The sequence below is a fragment of the Pseudidiomarina fusca genome, from assembly GCF_032227045.1.
In the GTDB taxonomy this organism is placed as follows: Bacteria; Pseudomonadota; Gammaproteobacteria; order Enterobacterales; family Alteromonadaceae; genus Pseudidiomarina; species Pseudidiomarina fusca.
In genome coordinates this window covers 1-16,604 of sequence record NZ_JANFPJ010000007.1, presented here as the reverse complement: position 1 = coordinate 16,604, position 16,604 = coordinate 1, and the positions used below count along the sequence as shown (strand labels likewise).

The following is a 16,604-nucleotide window of genomic DNA, read 5'->3' as shown; positions in this document are numbered from 1 at the left end:
TTGCTAAGTGGTGCAAGAGTGACAGATTGAGTAGAAATTAAAACTGCAAATTTGTAACAAAAAAAGCCAACCGCAAGGTTGGCTTACCAACGGTGAGTCAGATTGATGCCTAACTGTAGCTCGCGCTCGGTACCTGGTTCAAAGGCTCGACCATTACCTTGATTAACTACGACCGAGCCCACATAAGTGCGGTTAGTGAGGTTATGCACTTTAAGCCAAGGCTCAAGTTGCCACTGCTGCCATGCCCACTGAGCCTGCCAACCTAAGTGCCAAAGGGTATGACTTGGGGCAATCACATCGTTGGTATCGGTTGCGGCAATATCGCCACGGTATTCGGTGACTAGGCTTATTTGCTGGTACGGATTGAGCTGCCAGTTCCATTGACTAAACAATTGTCGTTCGGCGACTCCGGGTAGGCGCGCACCATTGGCATAATTTGCACTTAGCCAAGTTAATGCAGAGCGCCAAGATAAAGCGTCGGTTAGCGCCCAATAACTTTCTAACTCGACCCCTTCACGCTCGGTTAAACCGGCGTTGGTATAAGTGGTGCGCCCATCGATACTTTGGTCAACTACGATTTCATCGGTGGTATCAATCACAAACCCGGTTAGCTGCAAACGTAAGCTTTGGCTTTGCCACTTCAAGCCAAGTTCCCATTGCTGATTAAAAGCTGGGCCTAACTGAGTATTTAAACCGGTTTCATTATTGCTGTAAGCTAACTCAGTTAGCGTAGCCGTCTCAAACCCACGACCACGGGCAATAAACACATCTAACTGGTCGCTCAGTTGATAGCTGGCGCCTAAGTTCCAACTCCATGCATGTTGCTGTTGCTCGCCACTATCATCGGGATTGCCAGCCACGATAAAGTAATCATTCACACGAAAGCTCATGTCACTGTAGCGTAAGCCAGCTTGCAGGGTGAGCTCAGGTTGAGGTTGCCAGCGAGTTAAGCTGTAGAGGCCTTGCTGAGTCACTTCACCCAGTTCATTGCGGCGTAATTCTCCGCGCTCGCCAAAGTTGTTCTCATAGCCAAAACGACGATCGTTTTGCTCTGCTACATGCAAACCCAACGTTGTGGTAACCGGTTGCGCCAGCTGCCATTGATAATCATAGCTAGCATCTAAGCCGGTAAAATCCCGACGCAAATCGATGACAGCACCCGATCCGCGTATATCATCGCCAGGAAATGGCAAATATTGCTCAATACTCCGCCAGCCCCGCCAGGTACTTACATTCCAGCCAGCTTGGCTACGCAGAGTTACCGATAGCTGTTGATGATGAATCCGTTTGCGCGTATTAAAACGCTCGGCACCGGCAAAGGTTTGTTGAGGATCTTGCTGCCACGCGCTTGGGGTAAGTGAGCCAGGGTCTTGTAGTAGCGGCGCATTATTGTCATCCGCACGAACAATCAATTCGATACTGTCGGTGAGGTTGTGATACCAACGTAAAGCATACTGGTCGCGCTCTGCTTTATTGTGCGCGCGAGGGCCATCGGTGCGAAATCTAGCACCCACGAGTTTTAATGCGTTAGTGTCGTTAACCCATTCACCGGTAACTACTTGGCGTTGCGTATTATTTGCTGCGCCAGAGGCGGCAAGACTTACAGATGAAGACTCTGGACGCGTACTAAACCACTGGATGATACCACCGGCACTATTACCATAAATAGTGGCAAGGGGGCCCCGCAAAACCTGCACATTAGCAGGCTCATCGAGCAGAATGCTGGAGGTTTGTGCTTGGCCATCGGGCATACTTAGCGGAATCCCGTCAAGCTGCAGCACCACCCCACGCACTCCAAAAGCTGAGCGCGCACCAAAACCGCGTAAGGTAATCCGCGAATCTTGAGCGTAGTTGCCACGTGAATCAGCTTGGACTCCGGCTAGGCCTTGTAATAGCTCCGCCGCATCCACTCGCATGCCAGATAGTTGCTGTGTAACCTCAAGATTAGAGGTGGCAGCGGCTGTTTGTTGCGCACTTTGCGGAGCGGCTGGATTAACGACAATAACTTCATCTACAGTAACGCTAGCCGAAGCTAGCGTTATCAAAGGCAGTAAGTAACCACTTACAAACATAAATTACTTCGCTGGTTTGATTTGGATTAACTGACCATTACGATCATCGGTAAGCAAATAAATATAGCCATCCGGACCTTGTTCAATGTCTCGTATACGCTGCTCAATGGCATCTTCAAATAAGGTTTCTTCGTGCATGACACGATTGCCGTGCAGGTCAAGTCGAGCCACTTGTGAGCCTTTCAATGCAGCCACGAGCAGATCGTTCTTCCATGCTGGGAATTGGTCGCCGGTATAAAAAATCATATTAGACACGGCAATGGACGGCACCCAGTAATAGTGTGGCTGCTCAGTACCAGCTACATGGGTCTTATCGCTGATGATGCTACCATCGTAATCAACACCATAGGTGGCCTCTGGCCAGCCATAGTTTTTGCCCGGCTGGGGGATGTTGATTTCGTCACCACCTTTGGGGCCATGTTCCGCCGTCCACAATTCACCTGTTTCGGGATGAAAGGCGGCACCTTGAACATTGCGGTGACCATAAGACCAAATTTCAGGCAGAGCATGGGCTTGGTCAACGAAAGGGTTATCGCTAGGGACTGAGCCATCGGGCTTGATGCGAACCACTTTACCATGATGATTATCCAAGGTTTGTGCATCGGCCATAGCGGAATAGCGGTCGCCCAGAGTGATAAATAAATGTCCATCAGGAGCAAAGACTAAGCGCGAGCCAAAATGCGCACCGCTTTTGTATTTTGGCGCACCTCTAAAAATAACTTCAACTTGGGTTAAACCATTATCACCAAGCTTGCCGCGGGCTACCGCCGTGCTATTACCCTCGCCCCCATCGGGGTCGGCTTCAGAGTAACTTAGATACACCCAGTTGTTGCTGTTAAAGTGGGGATCGATCGCAACATCGAGCAGGCCACCTTGGCTACGAGCAACAACTTCAGGAACCCCAGCTAAAGGCTTACTGACGATCCCATCGAGGTTTACTCGTCGCAGTTGGCCGCCCTTTTCGGTAACTAGCAAGTCACCACTTGGTAAAAAAGCCATACCCCAAGGGTTTGCTAAGGAGTTAGTGAGACTGGTTATTTCTACTTGATGGCGTTCGGTAGCAACGGATTCTGCATAGCTAGCGGTACTGGTTACGGCTAGTGCGCCAGCGATGGTTACGGCGAGCAATGTGCGAAACATAGGGTGCTCCTTGTTGAATAATAAATTTTTGGTCTCAATGTAAATATCGTTTAAAGCCAAATTTGGATTGTTTTGAGTTAGCTATACTTTGTAAAGAGTACGGTAAAGAACATTAACTACAAAATTAACTACAAAAGAATAGCGTCGTCATTTATCCAGTTATTACTTGCTACATAGCTGAGATAACACATTTGTTGGCGACCAGCTAAACTAATACAGGTTTGTCAGAGTATCGGATATTGGATAAAAGCACCAAGGAGAAAATAATGAATCTATTAAAAAGCAAAACGGTTAAAGCCGCGGCTCTAATTGCTGCAACCTTACACTTAAGTGCCTGTGGAACCATTCTTTATCCGGAGCGCAAAGGCCAAGTTAGCGGTCAAATTGACGCTGGCGTTGCGGCGTTAAATGGTATCGGGCTATTGTTTTTCTTAGTCCCGGGCGTAATAGCTTTTGCCGTGGATTTCTCGAACGGTACTATTTATTTGCCAAATTCAGCTGCTGCTAGCGGTGAGGATGATGTGCGTATTGTTCATGCGGGAAAAGATTTAACTGCCGATCAGTTACAAGAGTTAATTTCAGCAGAAGTAGGGCAACCTGTTGATTTATCGCAAGCGCAAATTCGGTCTGAGAAAGCCGCTACGCAAGCTGCTATCCATATGCGTCTAAATGAACTAACGGTAGCTCCGTAACTTAGCTACCGTTAGCCAGCCAGGGCCGTTAGTTAAGTAGCGGCTCTGGTAATAAGCTCGCAATACACTCGGCTAAGCGCCGAAACGTCTGCCGCCGGTTTGTGGTAGGTCGATAAATGAGGCCTATATCACGAGAAGCTTGCTGTCCGACTGGGGTAAGCGCTACTAAGTCCGTACCATTCAAAATCCCTCTATCGATAGCCATTTGCGGTATGAAAGTGGCGCCTAAACCAGCGTCGGCCATTTGCACCAAACTGTGCAAGCTGGTCGCGGTAAACGGATTAATTTTGCTTGAATCGGCTAACTCACACGCTGCCACCGCATGACCGGTTAAACAATGCTCTTTTTCTAACAAGAAAATGGAGTTGTCAGGTAAACGATTATATTGCACCGGCTCTTGTAAATTTTCAGCTAGCGATTTGTGCATGACTAATTTAAATGGGTCACGACCAAGCAAATAACTTTGATTACCCTGTACATCAAATGGCAAAGCTAGCACCAACACGTCTAATTCACCATTGCGCAGCAAGTTGAGTAAGCTGCTCGTGGTATCTTCACGAATGTTCAACTGTAAATTAGGGTATTCACGCTGCAGCTTCTTGGTTAAATCACCCAGCAAGAAGGGGGCAATGGTTGGAATACAGCCCAATCTTAGTGGGCCTTCCATGGTTTTGCCTTGGCTTTGCGCAAAATATAACAACTCTTCGGTTGAGGTGAGGATGTTTCGAGCTTGTTTAACTACCTCTTCCCCCATTCCGGTAAACAAAAAAGATTTGTGGTCGCGCTCTATGAGTTGGCAGCCTAGTTGTTCTTCTAAATTCTGAATACCACTACTTAAAGTGGACTGGCTGACATTGCAGGCTTGTGCAGCGCGATTAAAGTTCTGATGTTCATGTAGCGCTAACAGGTAACTTAGATTTTTTAAGCTGGGCAACTTACTCATATCGCTCTTACCTTTTCTGACTAGAAAGTATTGCGGAATAGTTCAATTAGTATTTTCGATTATGATAATCCGTTTTATTCGTTTTAACAAATTTAGTTAACCGCCTATTATAGTCTCCGAGCTGAGGCAAGCAGCCTCGTAAAAAGTTAATAACTTTATTTAACTCAGTCTGACAAGGAGACATTTATGTTAACAGTAGGCGATAAATTACCAGAATTTGAAGTGGTTGGTGTTAAACCTGGTTTCAACATGCCAGAAGAAAATGGTGTTAGCGCATTCGAAACCATTAATAACAGCAGCTTTGAAGGTAAATGGAAAATCATTTTCTTCTATCCAAAAGATTTCACGTTTGTGTGCCCAACTGAAATCGTTGAGTTCGCAAAATTAAACGAAGAGTTCGCTGACCGTGATGCAGTGGTTCTTGGTGGTAGCACTGACAACGAATTCGTGAAATTAGCATGGCGTCGTGAACACCCAGATCTTAAGAGCTTGAACCAGTGGTCATTTGCAGACAACGGCGTTAAGTCTTTAGTAGATGGTTTAGGCGTTCGTGACCAAGTAGAAAACGTAGCTTTACGTGCAACTTTCGTAGTTGACCCACACGGTGTCATTCAGCACGTATCAGTGAACAACTTGAACGTTGGTCGTAACCCAACAGAAGTACTACGTATTTTAGACGGTTTGCAAACTGACGAATTGTGTCCATGTAACCGTGCTGTTGGCGGTGACACCCTGTAAGACAACGTTACTTTCCCCACATTGAGTGACGTTCTAGGTGCCGCTTTAAGCGGCACCGTTTTTAAGCGGAGGAATTTTTATGAGCATTGCAGATTACAAACAAGGCTTGGGCGAGCACGGTAAAGATACCAAACTGAACTTGTCGAATATTTTCGGCAATGTGGATACTTCGGGTATGACCGCGACCCAGTTTTACGGAACTGCTTTATCTTTAGTTTATGCTATCGGTGATGAAGAGCTTATCGCTGCGGTTAAAACTGAAGCAGAAGGCAAAGTTGAAGATAACGTGGATGGCGCAGCGAAACTTGCGGCAACCCTGATGGCGATGAATAACATCTATTATCGCTTTTTACATTTATGCAGCGATAAGCAATTCGCCAAAATGCCGGCTGGCTTGCGCATGAATGGTATGGCTAACCCTGGCGTCGATAAAGCTGATTTTGAGTTGTACTCATTAGCTGTATCAGCCTTAAACGGTTGTGGTATGTGTATTGACTCGCACGTTGGCGTATTGTTAAAGCACAATATTTCAGCGCAAGCGATTCAGAACTCGATCAAAATGGCGGCGGTTCTGAACGCGGCAGCAACGGCTAAACGCATTGCCTAAGTTTGTTCGTCTGATGTCATATTCTCGTCACATGCACTCTTTATAGTGCCTGCAACTTCCCTGAGATCTGGTTGTTCTCTTTATACCCGGCCCCCAAGCCGGGTTTTTTTTGTCCGTAATTCAAGGATTATTGGTGGTTTATTGCGCTGGCCGCTAGACTGTATTTGGCATTATTGATTCAGATCAAAGAATAATAGAACTAATCATTCGGGTTATTTTTTATCTAGCTAAAGTATGGGCTGAAGCCGTGCAAAATGAGTCAATAGGCGTATAATCGCTGAGGAATTAGGCCACTAGCTGAGGGCGTCGTACGGTTATGGAACAAAAAGTTAAAGTGTTGGCTGCAAATCAAGTGAAAATTGAGCGGCCCGATCCAAATAAGCGCAGTAATGATTATTCTCCGCGTAATCGTATTTATGTGCGTGACGTGAAAGGCACCCTGGAATGGTTTCGCCGTGGCTTTGGTTTTATCTTATTAGCTATGTTTGCCCTAATTCCTTGGCTGCAATGGAACGGTGAGCAAGCCGTCTTACTTGATATCGCTGAACAGCGCTTTCGTATTTTTGGCTTAACCTTGTGGCCGCAAGATTTAACCATTTTGGCTTGGATAGCGATTGTTTCAGCTTTCGCACTCTTCTTTGTGACAACGCTTTATGGTCGGGTGTGGTGTGGCTTTATGTGCCCACAAACCACCTGGACTTTTATCTTTATGTGGTTTGAAAAGAAATTTGAGGGCTCACGCAATCAGCGGATGAGTTTAGATAAGCGGCCTTGGGATTTTGACAAGCTATGGCGCAAAACAGCAAAGCACGTATCTTGGGTGATAGTCGCCTTGCTGACGGCGATGATTTTTGTCGGATACTTTACCGATATTCGCTCGTTATTTACTAGTTTTTGGACTTTTGACGCGGGTTTTTGGGCCACCTTCAGCGTGATCTTTTTCGCTTTTTGTACCTACGGTAACGCAGGTTGGATGCGCGAAATCATGTGCACGCACATGTGTCCATATGCACGTTTTCAGTCAGCCATGTTTGATAAAGATACGGTTACTGTGTCTTACGATACCAATCGCGGCGAACCACGTGGTGGCCGGTCACGTAAAAAAGACCCTAAAGAGCTGGGGTTAGGCGACTGTATTGATTGCTATATGTGCGTTCAGGTTTGTCCAACCGGAATTGATATTCGTAATGGCTTACAGTACGAATGCATAAACTGCGGTGCCTGTGTCGATGCCTGTAACGATGTCATGGATAAAATGAATTATCCGCGCGGCTTGATTAGGTTTACTACCGAGCGCAATCTGCAAGGCGGTAGAACTCACAAACTACGTTTCAAAAGCGTCGGTTACTTTTTAGTGATGCTGGTGATGTCTGGCTTGTTGGTCTGGGATATTGCGACCCGAGTACCGCTAGAAGTTAACGTGATTCGCGATCGTAATCAGCTCTACACCTATAACATGGATGGTTGGGTACAAAACGTATTTACGCTGAAAGTTCTGAACAAATCCCAGTTAGCTGATGACTTTGTGATTACCGTAGAGGGTTACGATAATGCCAAACTCATGGGACAAACGGAGCTATCTATTGGTGGCGGTGATGTAGCTACGGTGCCGTTAACCTTAGCCATAGATCCTGCTGACTTACCTCCTCGCGGTAATGCGCCACAAGCTAGAGTTGAAATAAACTTTGTGGTGCAGAACAAACAAGGAGATGTGGTACAACGCCACGTTGCAACCTTCTTATATGATTGATGATGGTCAGCAAGACTTTAGCTTTACAGGGCTTAACCCAGATGTAATTGCAAACGGATTAGCGCAAGTTGGCGTTAATCCGCAATCTGGTTTATTGGCACTTAATAGTTATGAAAATCGAGTCTATCAATACCTTGCTGATGACAATCAGCGTTATGTAGCCAAGTTTTATCGTCCAGCCCGTTGGAGCGATGCACAAATTTTAGAAGAGCATGCATTTTGTGCTGAACTAGCCGCAGCTGAAGTGCCAGCAGTGGCGCCGCTGGTTCTCGCAGGGCAAACCTTGCATACCTATCAAGGTTATCGATTTGCAGTGTTTCCGAGTGTCGGTGGGCGAGCTGTAGAGCCAGGAGATCTTGGCCAGCTAGAGCGTATCGGTCGACAAATAGGACGCCTGCATGCGGTGGCGCAGCAAGGTCAGTTCCAGCATCGGCCTACTCTTAGTTTTCAAGAGTTTGTCACCGACTCTATGACCACACTGCAAGCCACAGAATTACTCCCACGTAATTTACAACCCGCATTTTGGGCTATTATCGAACCCCTCGTGGACTATTTGCGTACAGTTAAATGGGATTCTTTTACCACCCAACGATTGCATGGTGATTGCCATTTAGGCAATATGTTGCTGCGTGACGAGCAGTTAACCTTTGTTGATTTTGATGATGCGCGCTCCGGTGTGGCCGTGCAAGATTTGTGGATGATGTTAGCGGGCGACGACCGCTACGAGCGTACCTTGCAACTGCAAGCCTTAGTGGATGGTTACGAAGAGTTCTGTGAGTTTGACAAAAATCAAACGCAATTGATTGAACCCTTACGCAGTTTTCGCATCATACATTACATGGCGTGGTTAGCTCGACGCTGGAATGACGAAGCATTTCGACGAGCGTTTCCGTGGTTTGCTGAACAGCGATATTGGGAGCAGCAAATTCTGACCTTAAAAGAACAATTTGCTGCAGTGCAAGAAGAGCCGATTGATTTAGAACCAAACTTTAATCGATAATTTAATCTTTAGAACAAGTTAGGATGTTTACCCATGAAGAAGTTAATGTTTGCCGTATTGGCATTGTTCATGTTACCAGCTGCTGCACAGCAGTTTGAACAAGATGTACATTATGAAGTGATTGCTGAACAGGCAACAGATACCCCACAGGTTCATGAGTTCTTCTCTTTCTACTGTGTGCATTGTTATCGTTTTGAAGGTGTGGCAGAGGCTTTAGCCGAAGCTTACCCAGAGCAATTTAAAAAATCTCATGTATCTTTTATTAATTATCAAGGCATGGGCTTAGATATGTCGCGTGCCTACATTGTTGCGCGTCAGTTCAATAAAGAGAAAGAAATTAGCAAAGCGATTTTCTCGCGTAACTTTGCCCAGCGTAAAATGATTGGTTCAAAAGAAGATTTGCATGCCATATTTGAAGCCAATGGTATTTCTGCAAGCGATTTAGATAAAGCGATGAACAGTTTCTCTGTACGTGGTATGGCGAATAAAATGGACCGCGATGCGCAAAACCTTCAGGTAAACGCTACCCCAACGTTTATCGTGAATGGTAAGTATCGTTTAAAAACTGAAGGTTTCAGAGACAGCAACGACTTTGTTGGTGATTTTGTTAAAGCCGTTGGTTACTTATTAGAGCAGCGTTAAATCAATCACTTTGACGGCTTCGCCAGGCGCTGGCGAATGCCGTCAATAATTTTATCTTTGTGTTGCCAGCGCTGATTTAACCATTCTTGAAAATGCGTTTTATACGCCTCGTCTTGAAAATAATCCCCAATTAAATCATCAGTTACCGGTAATGTCTCAACGTGTACATAAACATCACGTAATTGCCCGGTAAGCAGCTCCCATACTGCCGGGCGCTTGTCGTTTGGATAAACGATGGTGATATCTAAAATCGCATCAAACTGCTGCCCCATAATTTGTAGTGTAAAGGCAGTACCACCAGCTTTGGGTGGTAATAAGTGCTGATAAGGGCTGTGCTTGCGTGCATGCTTATCGGCAGTGAAACGAGTGCCTTCACAAAAGTTAATCACGGTAGTAGGAATATGCCGAAATTTTTCACACTTACGCTGTGTGGTTTCAATGTCCTTGCCTTTTAATTTAGGATTTTTAGCAACTTGCTCGCGAGAGTAGCGTTTCATAAAAGGCATATCTAGCGTCCAGCAGCCTAATCCGACGACGGGTACCCAAAAGAGTTGCTGTTTTAGAAAAAACCGTGGCATGGGCATATTGCGACAGGCTAAATGCATCAACACCAGAATATCAACCCAGCTACGATGATTGGCGATAATCATGTACCACCTATCACGGTGTAGTAGGCTATCGCCTTCGATATGCCAACGCATAGGTTGGGTGAGCCGAAACAGTGCGGACATGGCATAACCCCAGACCCTAAATAATGCATTAGCTGCTACTGAGATACTGCGCTGAACTACGGGAATAGGTAGCAATAACTTGGGTAAGCCAATAATGATAATAGCTAGACCAATTAAGGCTGTTGTAACAAGCGCGAAAGTGAAGTTAAGAACGAGCCGAAAAGGCAGCAGCAAAACAGTCAGCATAAGGTATCCCAATTATTATTTTTAATGCGTCTATGATACGCAAAAGTAAAGCGCTTGCCAGAAGAACAAATATAGCCTAAATTATACTGTATATATGTACAGTATTCGAGGTGGTTTATGGCAACATCTGCAGCCGTTGAAGAATTGCTTCGCAAAGGCTTACTTTGGCAAGGCCAGGCAATGCCCGAGCAGCAACAGCAACAAGTCGTTGCGAGTGGCTGGCGCGAGCTAAATCAGTATTTAGCAGGAGGCTGGCCGGTCGGGAGTGTGAACGAATTGCAGCTCAGTCAGAGGTTTTCCGGCGAGCTAGCCTTGCTCTTACCGTTGATCAAGCAACAGGAGAGCACGACGGTGTGGCTTAATCCGCCAGCATTACCTTATGCGGCAGGATTAGACTATCAGCAGTTAGATTTACGTAAACAGTTGGTGATTCAAGAAGCTGATGCAAAATTAGCGGTTTGGGCGTTAGAGCAAGCGATTAAGCATCCAGCGGTGGGGCTTGTTTTGGCTTGGTGTGATGAATTAACGGCGGTACAAGTAAGGCGGCTACAAGCCGCAGCTGAAGCGGCGCAAAACCTAGTGTTTATTCTTACCACCAGCAGCACTACAGAAGCACGCTCTTATGTTACTAGGGTTCAGTTACATGGGCTTAAGGTTAAACCGGTGGCAGCGCCAACCCACCTTCACGCCAATAACGAGCGTTCTACCTCAGTAAGTTATGTCCCCATATTGCAGTTTGCTTTACGCAAGCGCCGCTCAGGTTGGCCGCTAGCCGATTTAGAATGTGCTATCCCCGATTATCTACCTAGGTGGCGTCAACGCTCAGGCCGAAGACTAACAGCTTAGGTGATGTATGAATAAGTGGGTGTATGTGCACTTTCCGCACCTATTATTAGATTATCAATTAGCGCTGCAACCACCTGAGTTGACAGACGCACCACAGATTTTGGTGACTAGTCAGCAGGGGCAACGGCTTGTTCATCAAGCCACAGCGGCGGCTTTACAGCAAGGCGTTCGGTTACAGATGGCTGAAGTGCTAGCCAGCACTTTAGTCACCCATTTACAGATACGGGATTATCACGAACAACAAGAACAACGCGTGTTACAACAATTAGCGCAATTGGTATATCAAGACGTTGCTCAGCTGGTGTTAATACCACCCCAAGGGTTGCTGTGTGAGGTAGCTAGTTTGGTACGCCTGCATGGGGGGTATCCAAACCTGATTAGCTATTTACAGCAGCGGCTACAACAATGGCCACTACGCTATCAGTTAAGCTGTGGTTATAGTCCGCTAAGTGCTCGTCTATTAGCGCAGGCGCAGCAAGGAGTGATAAATGAAAACCCTGCGGTTATTCAGCAGGCCTTAGCGGAGTTACCTATTACTGTCAGTGGCTTAACACCAAGTCAGCAGCAGCGCTTGCAAGAAGTAGGCATGCAAAGGCTTGGCCAGCTCATGCAGGTACCTCGAGCTGAGTTAGGTCGCCGGTTCGGCAAGGCGCTCGTGTTATATATGGCGGAGTTACAAGGTGAATTGCCATCACCACAACACTACTATCAGCCACCGCTATCGTTTCAGCAGTACCTAGATTTACTAGCAGAAATTCCTAGTTGGCCGCAGTTGTTATTCCCATTAAAACGGCTGTTGCAACAAGCAGAAGCTTTTTTACAGGGGCATCAACAAAGTACTCGGATGCTGCTAATCAAGGCCCATCATCGTCATGGCCAACCAACTCAGGTCCGAGTGGCGTTTGCGCATCCGGTCTGGCAACAACAAGATCTACTTCAGCTAAGCCAGCTTCATTTAGAACGCCAGCAATTGGTTCAGCCGGTATTGGGGCTAACAGTCGTGATCCAGCAAACCGAGCCCAGAGTTGCTAGTAACCAAGCACTCTTAACCGAAACTAAGCAATCCGAAACAAACATAGATAGCCTGGTGAGTTTATTGCAGGCTCGTTTAGGTACCGACAAAGTGCATCGGATAACCTTGCATCAGCACTGGCTACCAGAGCAACGAGGGCAATTACAAGCTTGGCAACGAGCGCAAGCAGTGCAAGCCGCTGGTCAGCACAGTTCGTTGCGAGTTAAGCGACCGTTGTGGTTACTGCCTGAGCCACAGCCGATTCAAGTACAAGATTGGGATCTGCATTGGGGACCGGAGCATTTAGCTACGGGCTGGTGGCTATCCGAGCCGGTACAGCGTGATTACTTTATTGGGGTGGACAAAAACCAGCGCCAAGCATGGTTGTTCAAAGATCAGCAAGGGTGGTATTTACATGGTTGGTTCAGTTAAGCCTGTCGCGCTGCATTGTTTAAGTAATTACAGCTTCTTACGTGGAGCCTCGCATCCGCATGAATTAATTGAGCAGGCTTACCAATTGGGTTATCAAGCCATCGCCATCACGGACGAATGTTCATTAGCGGGAATTGTGCGCGCTTATGTGGCGGCTCGTGAGTACCCTATTCAGTTATTGGTAGGAAGTGAGTTTCGGCTTGATGACGTGGGTACTTTGGTTGTTTTGGTACGAAATAAGCAGGGTTACGCGCAGTTGTGTGAGCTCATCACGCTAGCCCGTAGCCGTTGTAAAAAAGGTTCTTATTTATTGCAGTTAGATGACTTTAAACAGCGTCTGAGTGACTGCGAGATACTGTGGCGGCCGCTTACATCATTAGGGCTGACCCCTGCACTTCTAGCGCTAGCCCAGCGTTTACGTGGTTTGTTTGGCCAGCGGCTGTGGTTAGCCTACGGGCGCCATTACCAAGCGGATGATGCAGAACAATATAGTTTGTATCAGTCGTTGCAACAAAACACCGGGATCAAGGTCGCAGCCGCATGTCAGGTTACTTATCATCAGGCAAGCCGCCAACCCTTGGCCGATGTTTTAGTCGCGATACATGAACAGCAGCCGTTAGATTGTTGTTTAGCACAAATAAAATCGAATCAAGATTATGGACTACGAACCGCCGCAGAGTTGCAGCAATGCTATCCAGCCGAATGGTTAGCAACAGCAGCAGAGGTGGCAAAACAATGTCACTTTTGTTTAAGTGAATTGCAGTACCAATATCCGGCTGAACTGGTGCCCGCAGGAATGAACGCGACAGAGTACTTGCGTCAGTTAACCTATGCTGGGGCAGCACAGCGTTTTCCTCAAGGATTAAAAGCAGACGTTAAGGCAAAATTAGAGAAAGAATTGCAGCTTATTGCTCAGCTTAAGTATGAGTATTTCTTTTTAACCATTCACGACATTGTGCAATTTGCTCAGCAGCAAGACATTTTGTATCAAGGCCGTGGCTCTGCGGCAAACTCTGTTGTTTGTTATTGCCTGCAGATCACTGCGGTAAACCCGGATCAAATAGATGTACTCTTTGAGCGCTTTATTTCGGCAGAACGAGACGAGCCACCAGATATTGATGTTGATTTTGAACACCAGCGCCGTGAAGAAGTCATTCAATACATTTATCGTAAGTATGGTCGGCATCGGGCCGCGTTAGCTGCAACCGTGATTCGCTATCGTTTGCGCAGTGCCCTGCGTGACGTCGGTAAAGCGTTAGGCTATCCGGAGCAAGAATTACGCCACTATCTACAACAAATAGATAAGCGTGATACAGAATGTGATTGGCAGCAACAATTATCGGCCAAGGTACCTGGGCTCTTAGAAACCCAACGAGGCCGTTGGCTATTAACCTTGACGGAAGCCATTAAAGGTTTTCCAAGGCACTTATCGCAGCATGTCGGTGGTTTTGTTATTGCTGCGACTAACCTCAATCAATTGGTCCCCGTCGAAAATGCGAGCATGCCAGAGCGTACGGTTATTCAATGGGATAAAGACGATATCGAAGCGCTACGGCTCATAAAAGTAGATATCTTGGCATTAGGTATGCTCAGTGCTCTACAAAAAATGTTTAAGTTGGTACGCGAGCATTATCATCAAGATTACCATCTTGCGAATATTCCCCCTGCCGACCAGCAGGTATTCAAAATGTTGCAACAGGCCGATTCTGTAGGAGTGTTTCAAATAGAATCACGCGCACAAATGAATATGTTGCCGCGTTTAAAGCCCCATTGTTTTTATGATTTAGTGGTGCAGATTGCGATTGTACGGCCCGGGCCTATTCAGGGTGATATGGTCCATCCTTATTTACGCCGTCGAGCCGGGCAAGAGGCAGTAACTTATCCCAGCGCTGCAGTTAAGCAGGTTTTAGCTCGTACGCTAGGGGTGCCTATTTTTCAGGAGCAGGTGATTAAACTCGCCATGGTTGCCGCTGGCTTTAGTGGCGGTGAGGCCGATCAGCTACGTCGCGCTATGGCGAACTGGAAAAGTAACGGCGAATTGCAGCAGTTCGAACATAAGCTTATTCGTGGCATGCTGGCGCGCGGTTATAGTGACGAGTTTGCGCAACGTATTTTTGCCCAGATTTGTGGGTTTGGTGAATATGGCTTTCCAGAATCTCACTCAGCCAGTTTTGCTAACCTAGCTTATGCGTCGGCTTGGTTAAAGTATCATTATCCCCTAACCTTTTATTGTGCGCTTTTAAATAGTCTGCCTATGGGATTCTATTCGGCCGATCAACTAATTCAAGATGCACGTCGCCATCAGTTGGTAGTACTGCCTGCTAATATTCAACAGAGCCACTGGCATCACCAGCTCGTTCCTTTACAGCAAGGTTATGGCTTACAACTGGGATTACGATTAGTGAAAGGGTTAGCTGCTGACGAAATCAAGCAACTGATTGAGCAGCGTCCGCGCAGTGGTTTTCGTAACTTACAACAGTTGCGAGATCTAGGCTTATCTGCGGCCACTTTACAACGTCTCGCTGCTGCAGATGTGCTGGGCAGCCTAGCCGGTAATCGCTACCAAAGCCAATGGCAGAGTTTGGCCCACCAAACCGAGCAACTGCCCTTGTTTGCGCACCAGCAGACTGCCGAAGCAACACCTGATTATTTACCCAAACCAAGCGAATTTGCCGATATTGCGGGTGATTACCAAACAACAGGGGTGTCTTTACGGCGTCATCCACTAGCTCTACTTCGTGAGCAAGGTTGGCTGCGCCATAGTAAGTCGGCGCAATCGTTGCAGCTTTGTCGCCATAAGCAACTGGTTACGGTCACGGGGTTAGTGACTTGTCGACAGCGTCCAGGTAGTGCCGGTGGGGTTACTTTTATTACGTTGGAAGATGAAACCGGTATGGCGAACGTGGTTATCTGGGCGCGAGTTGCGAAAGCCTATCGCAAAGCATTTCTTACCAGTCAGCTATTAACAGTAAAAGGCATCTTAGAGCGAGAAGGAGAAGTCATACATATCATAGCGGGTGAACTTATTGATAGCTCTGAGCAATTAGCCCGTCTTGGAATGCAGGCTAATCGCTCACGAGACTTCCATTAACTTATTTGTTGCACATGAAGCAGATAATCTTCTTTTAATTGCACATAGTTATTTGCAGACTGCGGTAAAAAGTTTCGTTCTGCCTGAGATAGAGGACGGGCCTCTTTTACCGGGCTGCCTACATATAAGTAGCCACTCTTGAGCGTTTTACCTGGTGGAACCAAGCTGCCGGCCCCAATAATCACGTCATCTTCTACTACCGCACCATCCATGATCACCGCCGACATCCCAATTAAGACGCGATTACCTATGCTACAGCCATGCAACATCACATGATGTCCTACTGTAACGTCATCTCCGATTAATAACGGATGCCCATCCGGGTTGCCTTCACTAATTCTACTAACATGAAGCACCGAGTTATCCTGAACATTGGTACGCGCACCAATTCGGACGAAGTTCACATCACCACGAATAGCAACTAAGGGCCATACACTACTATGTTCACCTAGCTGTACGTCGCCCACAATAACGGCGCTTTGATCGACATAAACATGTTCACCTAATTGTGGCTCAATACCACGATAACTACGAATATCTCCGCTCATGAGTCTCTACTCCCTAATTTGTTATATTTTTGATCTTGCTAAAGTCGTACCTAAAAAGATAGCAGAAAGCGTCAATGCTGGCGAATCGAACAGTTTTTGCTGATTTAAAACGCGCTTCGCTTACAAAACCAGCAGTCAGTAAAAAAACACTTAAAAAGTTGAAAAAGGCGCTTG

14 protein-coding genes are annotated in these 16,604 nt (G+C 46.6%); 9 read left to right on the top strand and 5 right to left on the bottom strand.

Going from position 1 to position 16,604, the window contains the following annotated elements:
* Positions 1-83 precede the first annotated feature (83 nt).
* Both NOG12_RS04900 and NOG12_RS04895 read right to left on the bottom strand, forming a co-directional pair.
* Positions 84-2,072 carry a TonB-dependent receptor family protein gene (locus NOG12_RS04900; RefSeq protein WP_313932574.1) on the bottom strand — a complete coding sequence of 663 codons (1,989 nt, stop codon included), beginning with the start codon at positions 2,070-2,072 and terminating at the stop codon, positions 84-86.
* A gap of 3 nt (positions 2,073-2,075) precedes the next feature.
* Complete coding sequence (locus NOG12_RS04895; protein ID WP_313932573.1) at positions 2,076-3,212, bottom strand: PQQ-dependent sugar dehydrogenase; 1,137 nt, start codon at positions 3,210-3,212, stop codon at positions 2,076-2,078.
* A gap of 266 nt (positions 3,213-3,478) precedes the next feature.
* Here NOG12_RS04895 and NOG12_RS04890 point away from each other — a divergent pair, with 266 nt between their 5' ends.
* Positions 3,479-3,904: a hypothetical protein gene (locus tag NOG12_RS04890; protein WP_313932572.1), complete on the top strand. Its 426-nt coding sequence runs from the start codon at positions 3,479-3,481 to the stop codon at positions 3,902-3,904.
* 28 nt (positions 3,905-3,932) lie between these two features.
* Here the strand turns inward: NOG12_RS04890 and NOG12_RS04885 are convergent, their stop codons facing one another.
* A complete protein-coding gene (locus NOG12_RS04885) occupies positions 3,933-4,847 on the bottom strand; it encodes a hydrogen peroxide-inducible genes activator (protein ID WP_153827181.1) in 915 nt (304 codons plus the stop codon).
* Positions 4,848-5,033: 186 nt separating this feature from the next.
* On the opposite strand from NOG12_RS04885, the gene NOG12_RS04880 reads away from it, so the two are divergent.
* The 5 genes from NOG12_RS04880 (at position 5,034) to NOG12_RS04860 (ending at position 9,584) form a co-directional block, all read left to right on the top strand.
* Positions 5,034-5,585: a peroxiredoxin gene (locus NOG12_RS04880; RefSeq protein ID WP_153827182.1), complete on the top strand. Its 552-nt coding sequence runs from the start codon at positions 5,034-5,036 to the stop codon at positions 5,583-5,585.
* A 79-nt stretch (positions 5,586-5,664) separates the two neighbouring features.
* A complete protein-coding gene (locus tag NOG12_RS04875) occupies positions 5,665-6,192 on the top strand; it encodes a carboxymuconolactone decarboxylase family protein (protein WP_153827183.1) in 528 nt (175 codons plus the stop codon).
* A gap of 316 nt (positions 6,193-6,508) precedes the next feature.
* Entirely contained in the window at positions 6,509-7,942 is a 1,434-nt protein-coding gene (gene ccoG, locus NOG12_RS04870) for a cytochrome c oxidase accessory protein CcoG (protein WP_110076803.1), read from the top strand.
* Positions 7,902-8,942 carry a serine/threonine protein kinase gene (locus NOG12_RS04865; RefSeq protein ID WP_228759574.1) on the top strand — a complete coding sequence of 347 codons (1,041 nt, stop codon included), beginning with the start codon at positions 7,902-7,904 and terminating at the stop codon, positions 8,940-8,942. Before ccoG ends, NOG12_RS04865 begins: the two co-directional genes overlap by 41 nt.
* Positions 8,943-8,975: 33 nt before the next feature.
* Positions 8,976-9,584: a thiol:disulfide interchange protein DsbA/DsbL gene (locus tag NOG12_RS04860; protein WP_110076801.1), complete on the top strand. Its 609-nt coding sequence runs from the start codon at positions 8,976-8,978 to the stop codon at positions 9,582-9,584.
* A gap of 5 nt (positions 9,585-9,589) precedes the next feature.
* On the opposite strand, the gene NOG12_RS04855 is transcribed toward NOG12_RS04860, so the two are convergent.
* Positions 9,590-10,501 (bottom strand): acyltransferase, encoded by a 912-nt coding sequence (locus tag NOG12_RS04855; RefSeq protein WP_313932571.1) that lies wholly within the window; start codon positions 10,499-10,501, stop codon positions 9,590-9,592.
* Positions 10,502-10,618: 117 nt separating this feature from the next.
* Here NOG12_RS04855 and NOG12_RS04850 point away from each other — a divergent pair, with 117 nt between their 5' ends.
* Genes NOG12_RS04850 through NOG12_RS04840 form a run of 3 tightly spaced genes read left to right on the top strand, consistent with a single transcriptional unit; the run spans position 10,619 to position 15,882 of the window.
* The gene (locus NOG12_RS04850) at positions 10,619-11,347 is read left to right on the top strand and encodes a hypothetical protein (protein ID WP_313932570.1); all 729 of its coding nucleotides are present in this window, start codon (positions 10,619-10,621) and stop codon (positions 11,345-11,347) included.
* 7 nt (positions 11,348-11,354) lie between these two features.
* Positions 11,355-12,791, top strand: a complete 1,437-nt coding sequence (locus tag NOG12_RS04845; protein ID WP_313932569.1) for a Y-family DNA polymerase — start codon at positions 11,355-11,357, stop codon at positions 12,789-12,791.
* Positions 12,775-15,882, top strand: coding sequence for an error-prone DNA polymerase (locus NOG12_RS04840; RefSeq protein WP_313932568.1), 3,108 nt, complete (start codon positions 12,775-12,777; stop codon positions 15,880-15,882). Before NOG12_RS04845 ends, NOG12_RS04840 begins: the two co-directional genes overlap by 17 nt.
* On the opposite strand, the gene NOG12_RS04835 is transcribed toward NOG12_RS04840, so the two are convergent.
* Positions 15,879-16,430, bottom strand: a complete 552-nt coding sequence (locus NOG12_RS04835; protein ID WP_110076796.1) for a gamma carbonic anhydrase family protein — start codon at positions 16,428-16,430, stop codon at positions 15,879-15,881. The genes NOG12_RS04840 and NOG12_RS04835 overlap by 4 nt on opposite strands.
* Positions 16,431-16,604 lie beyond the last annotated feature (174 nt).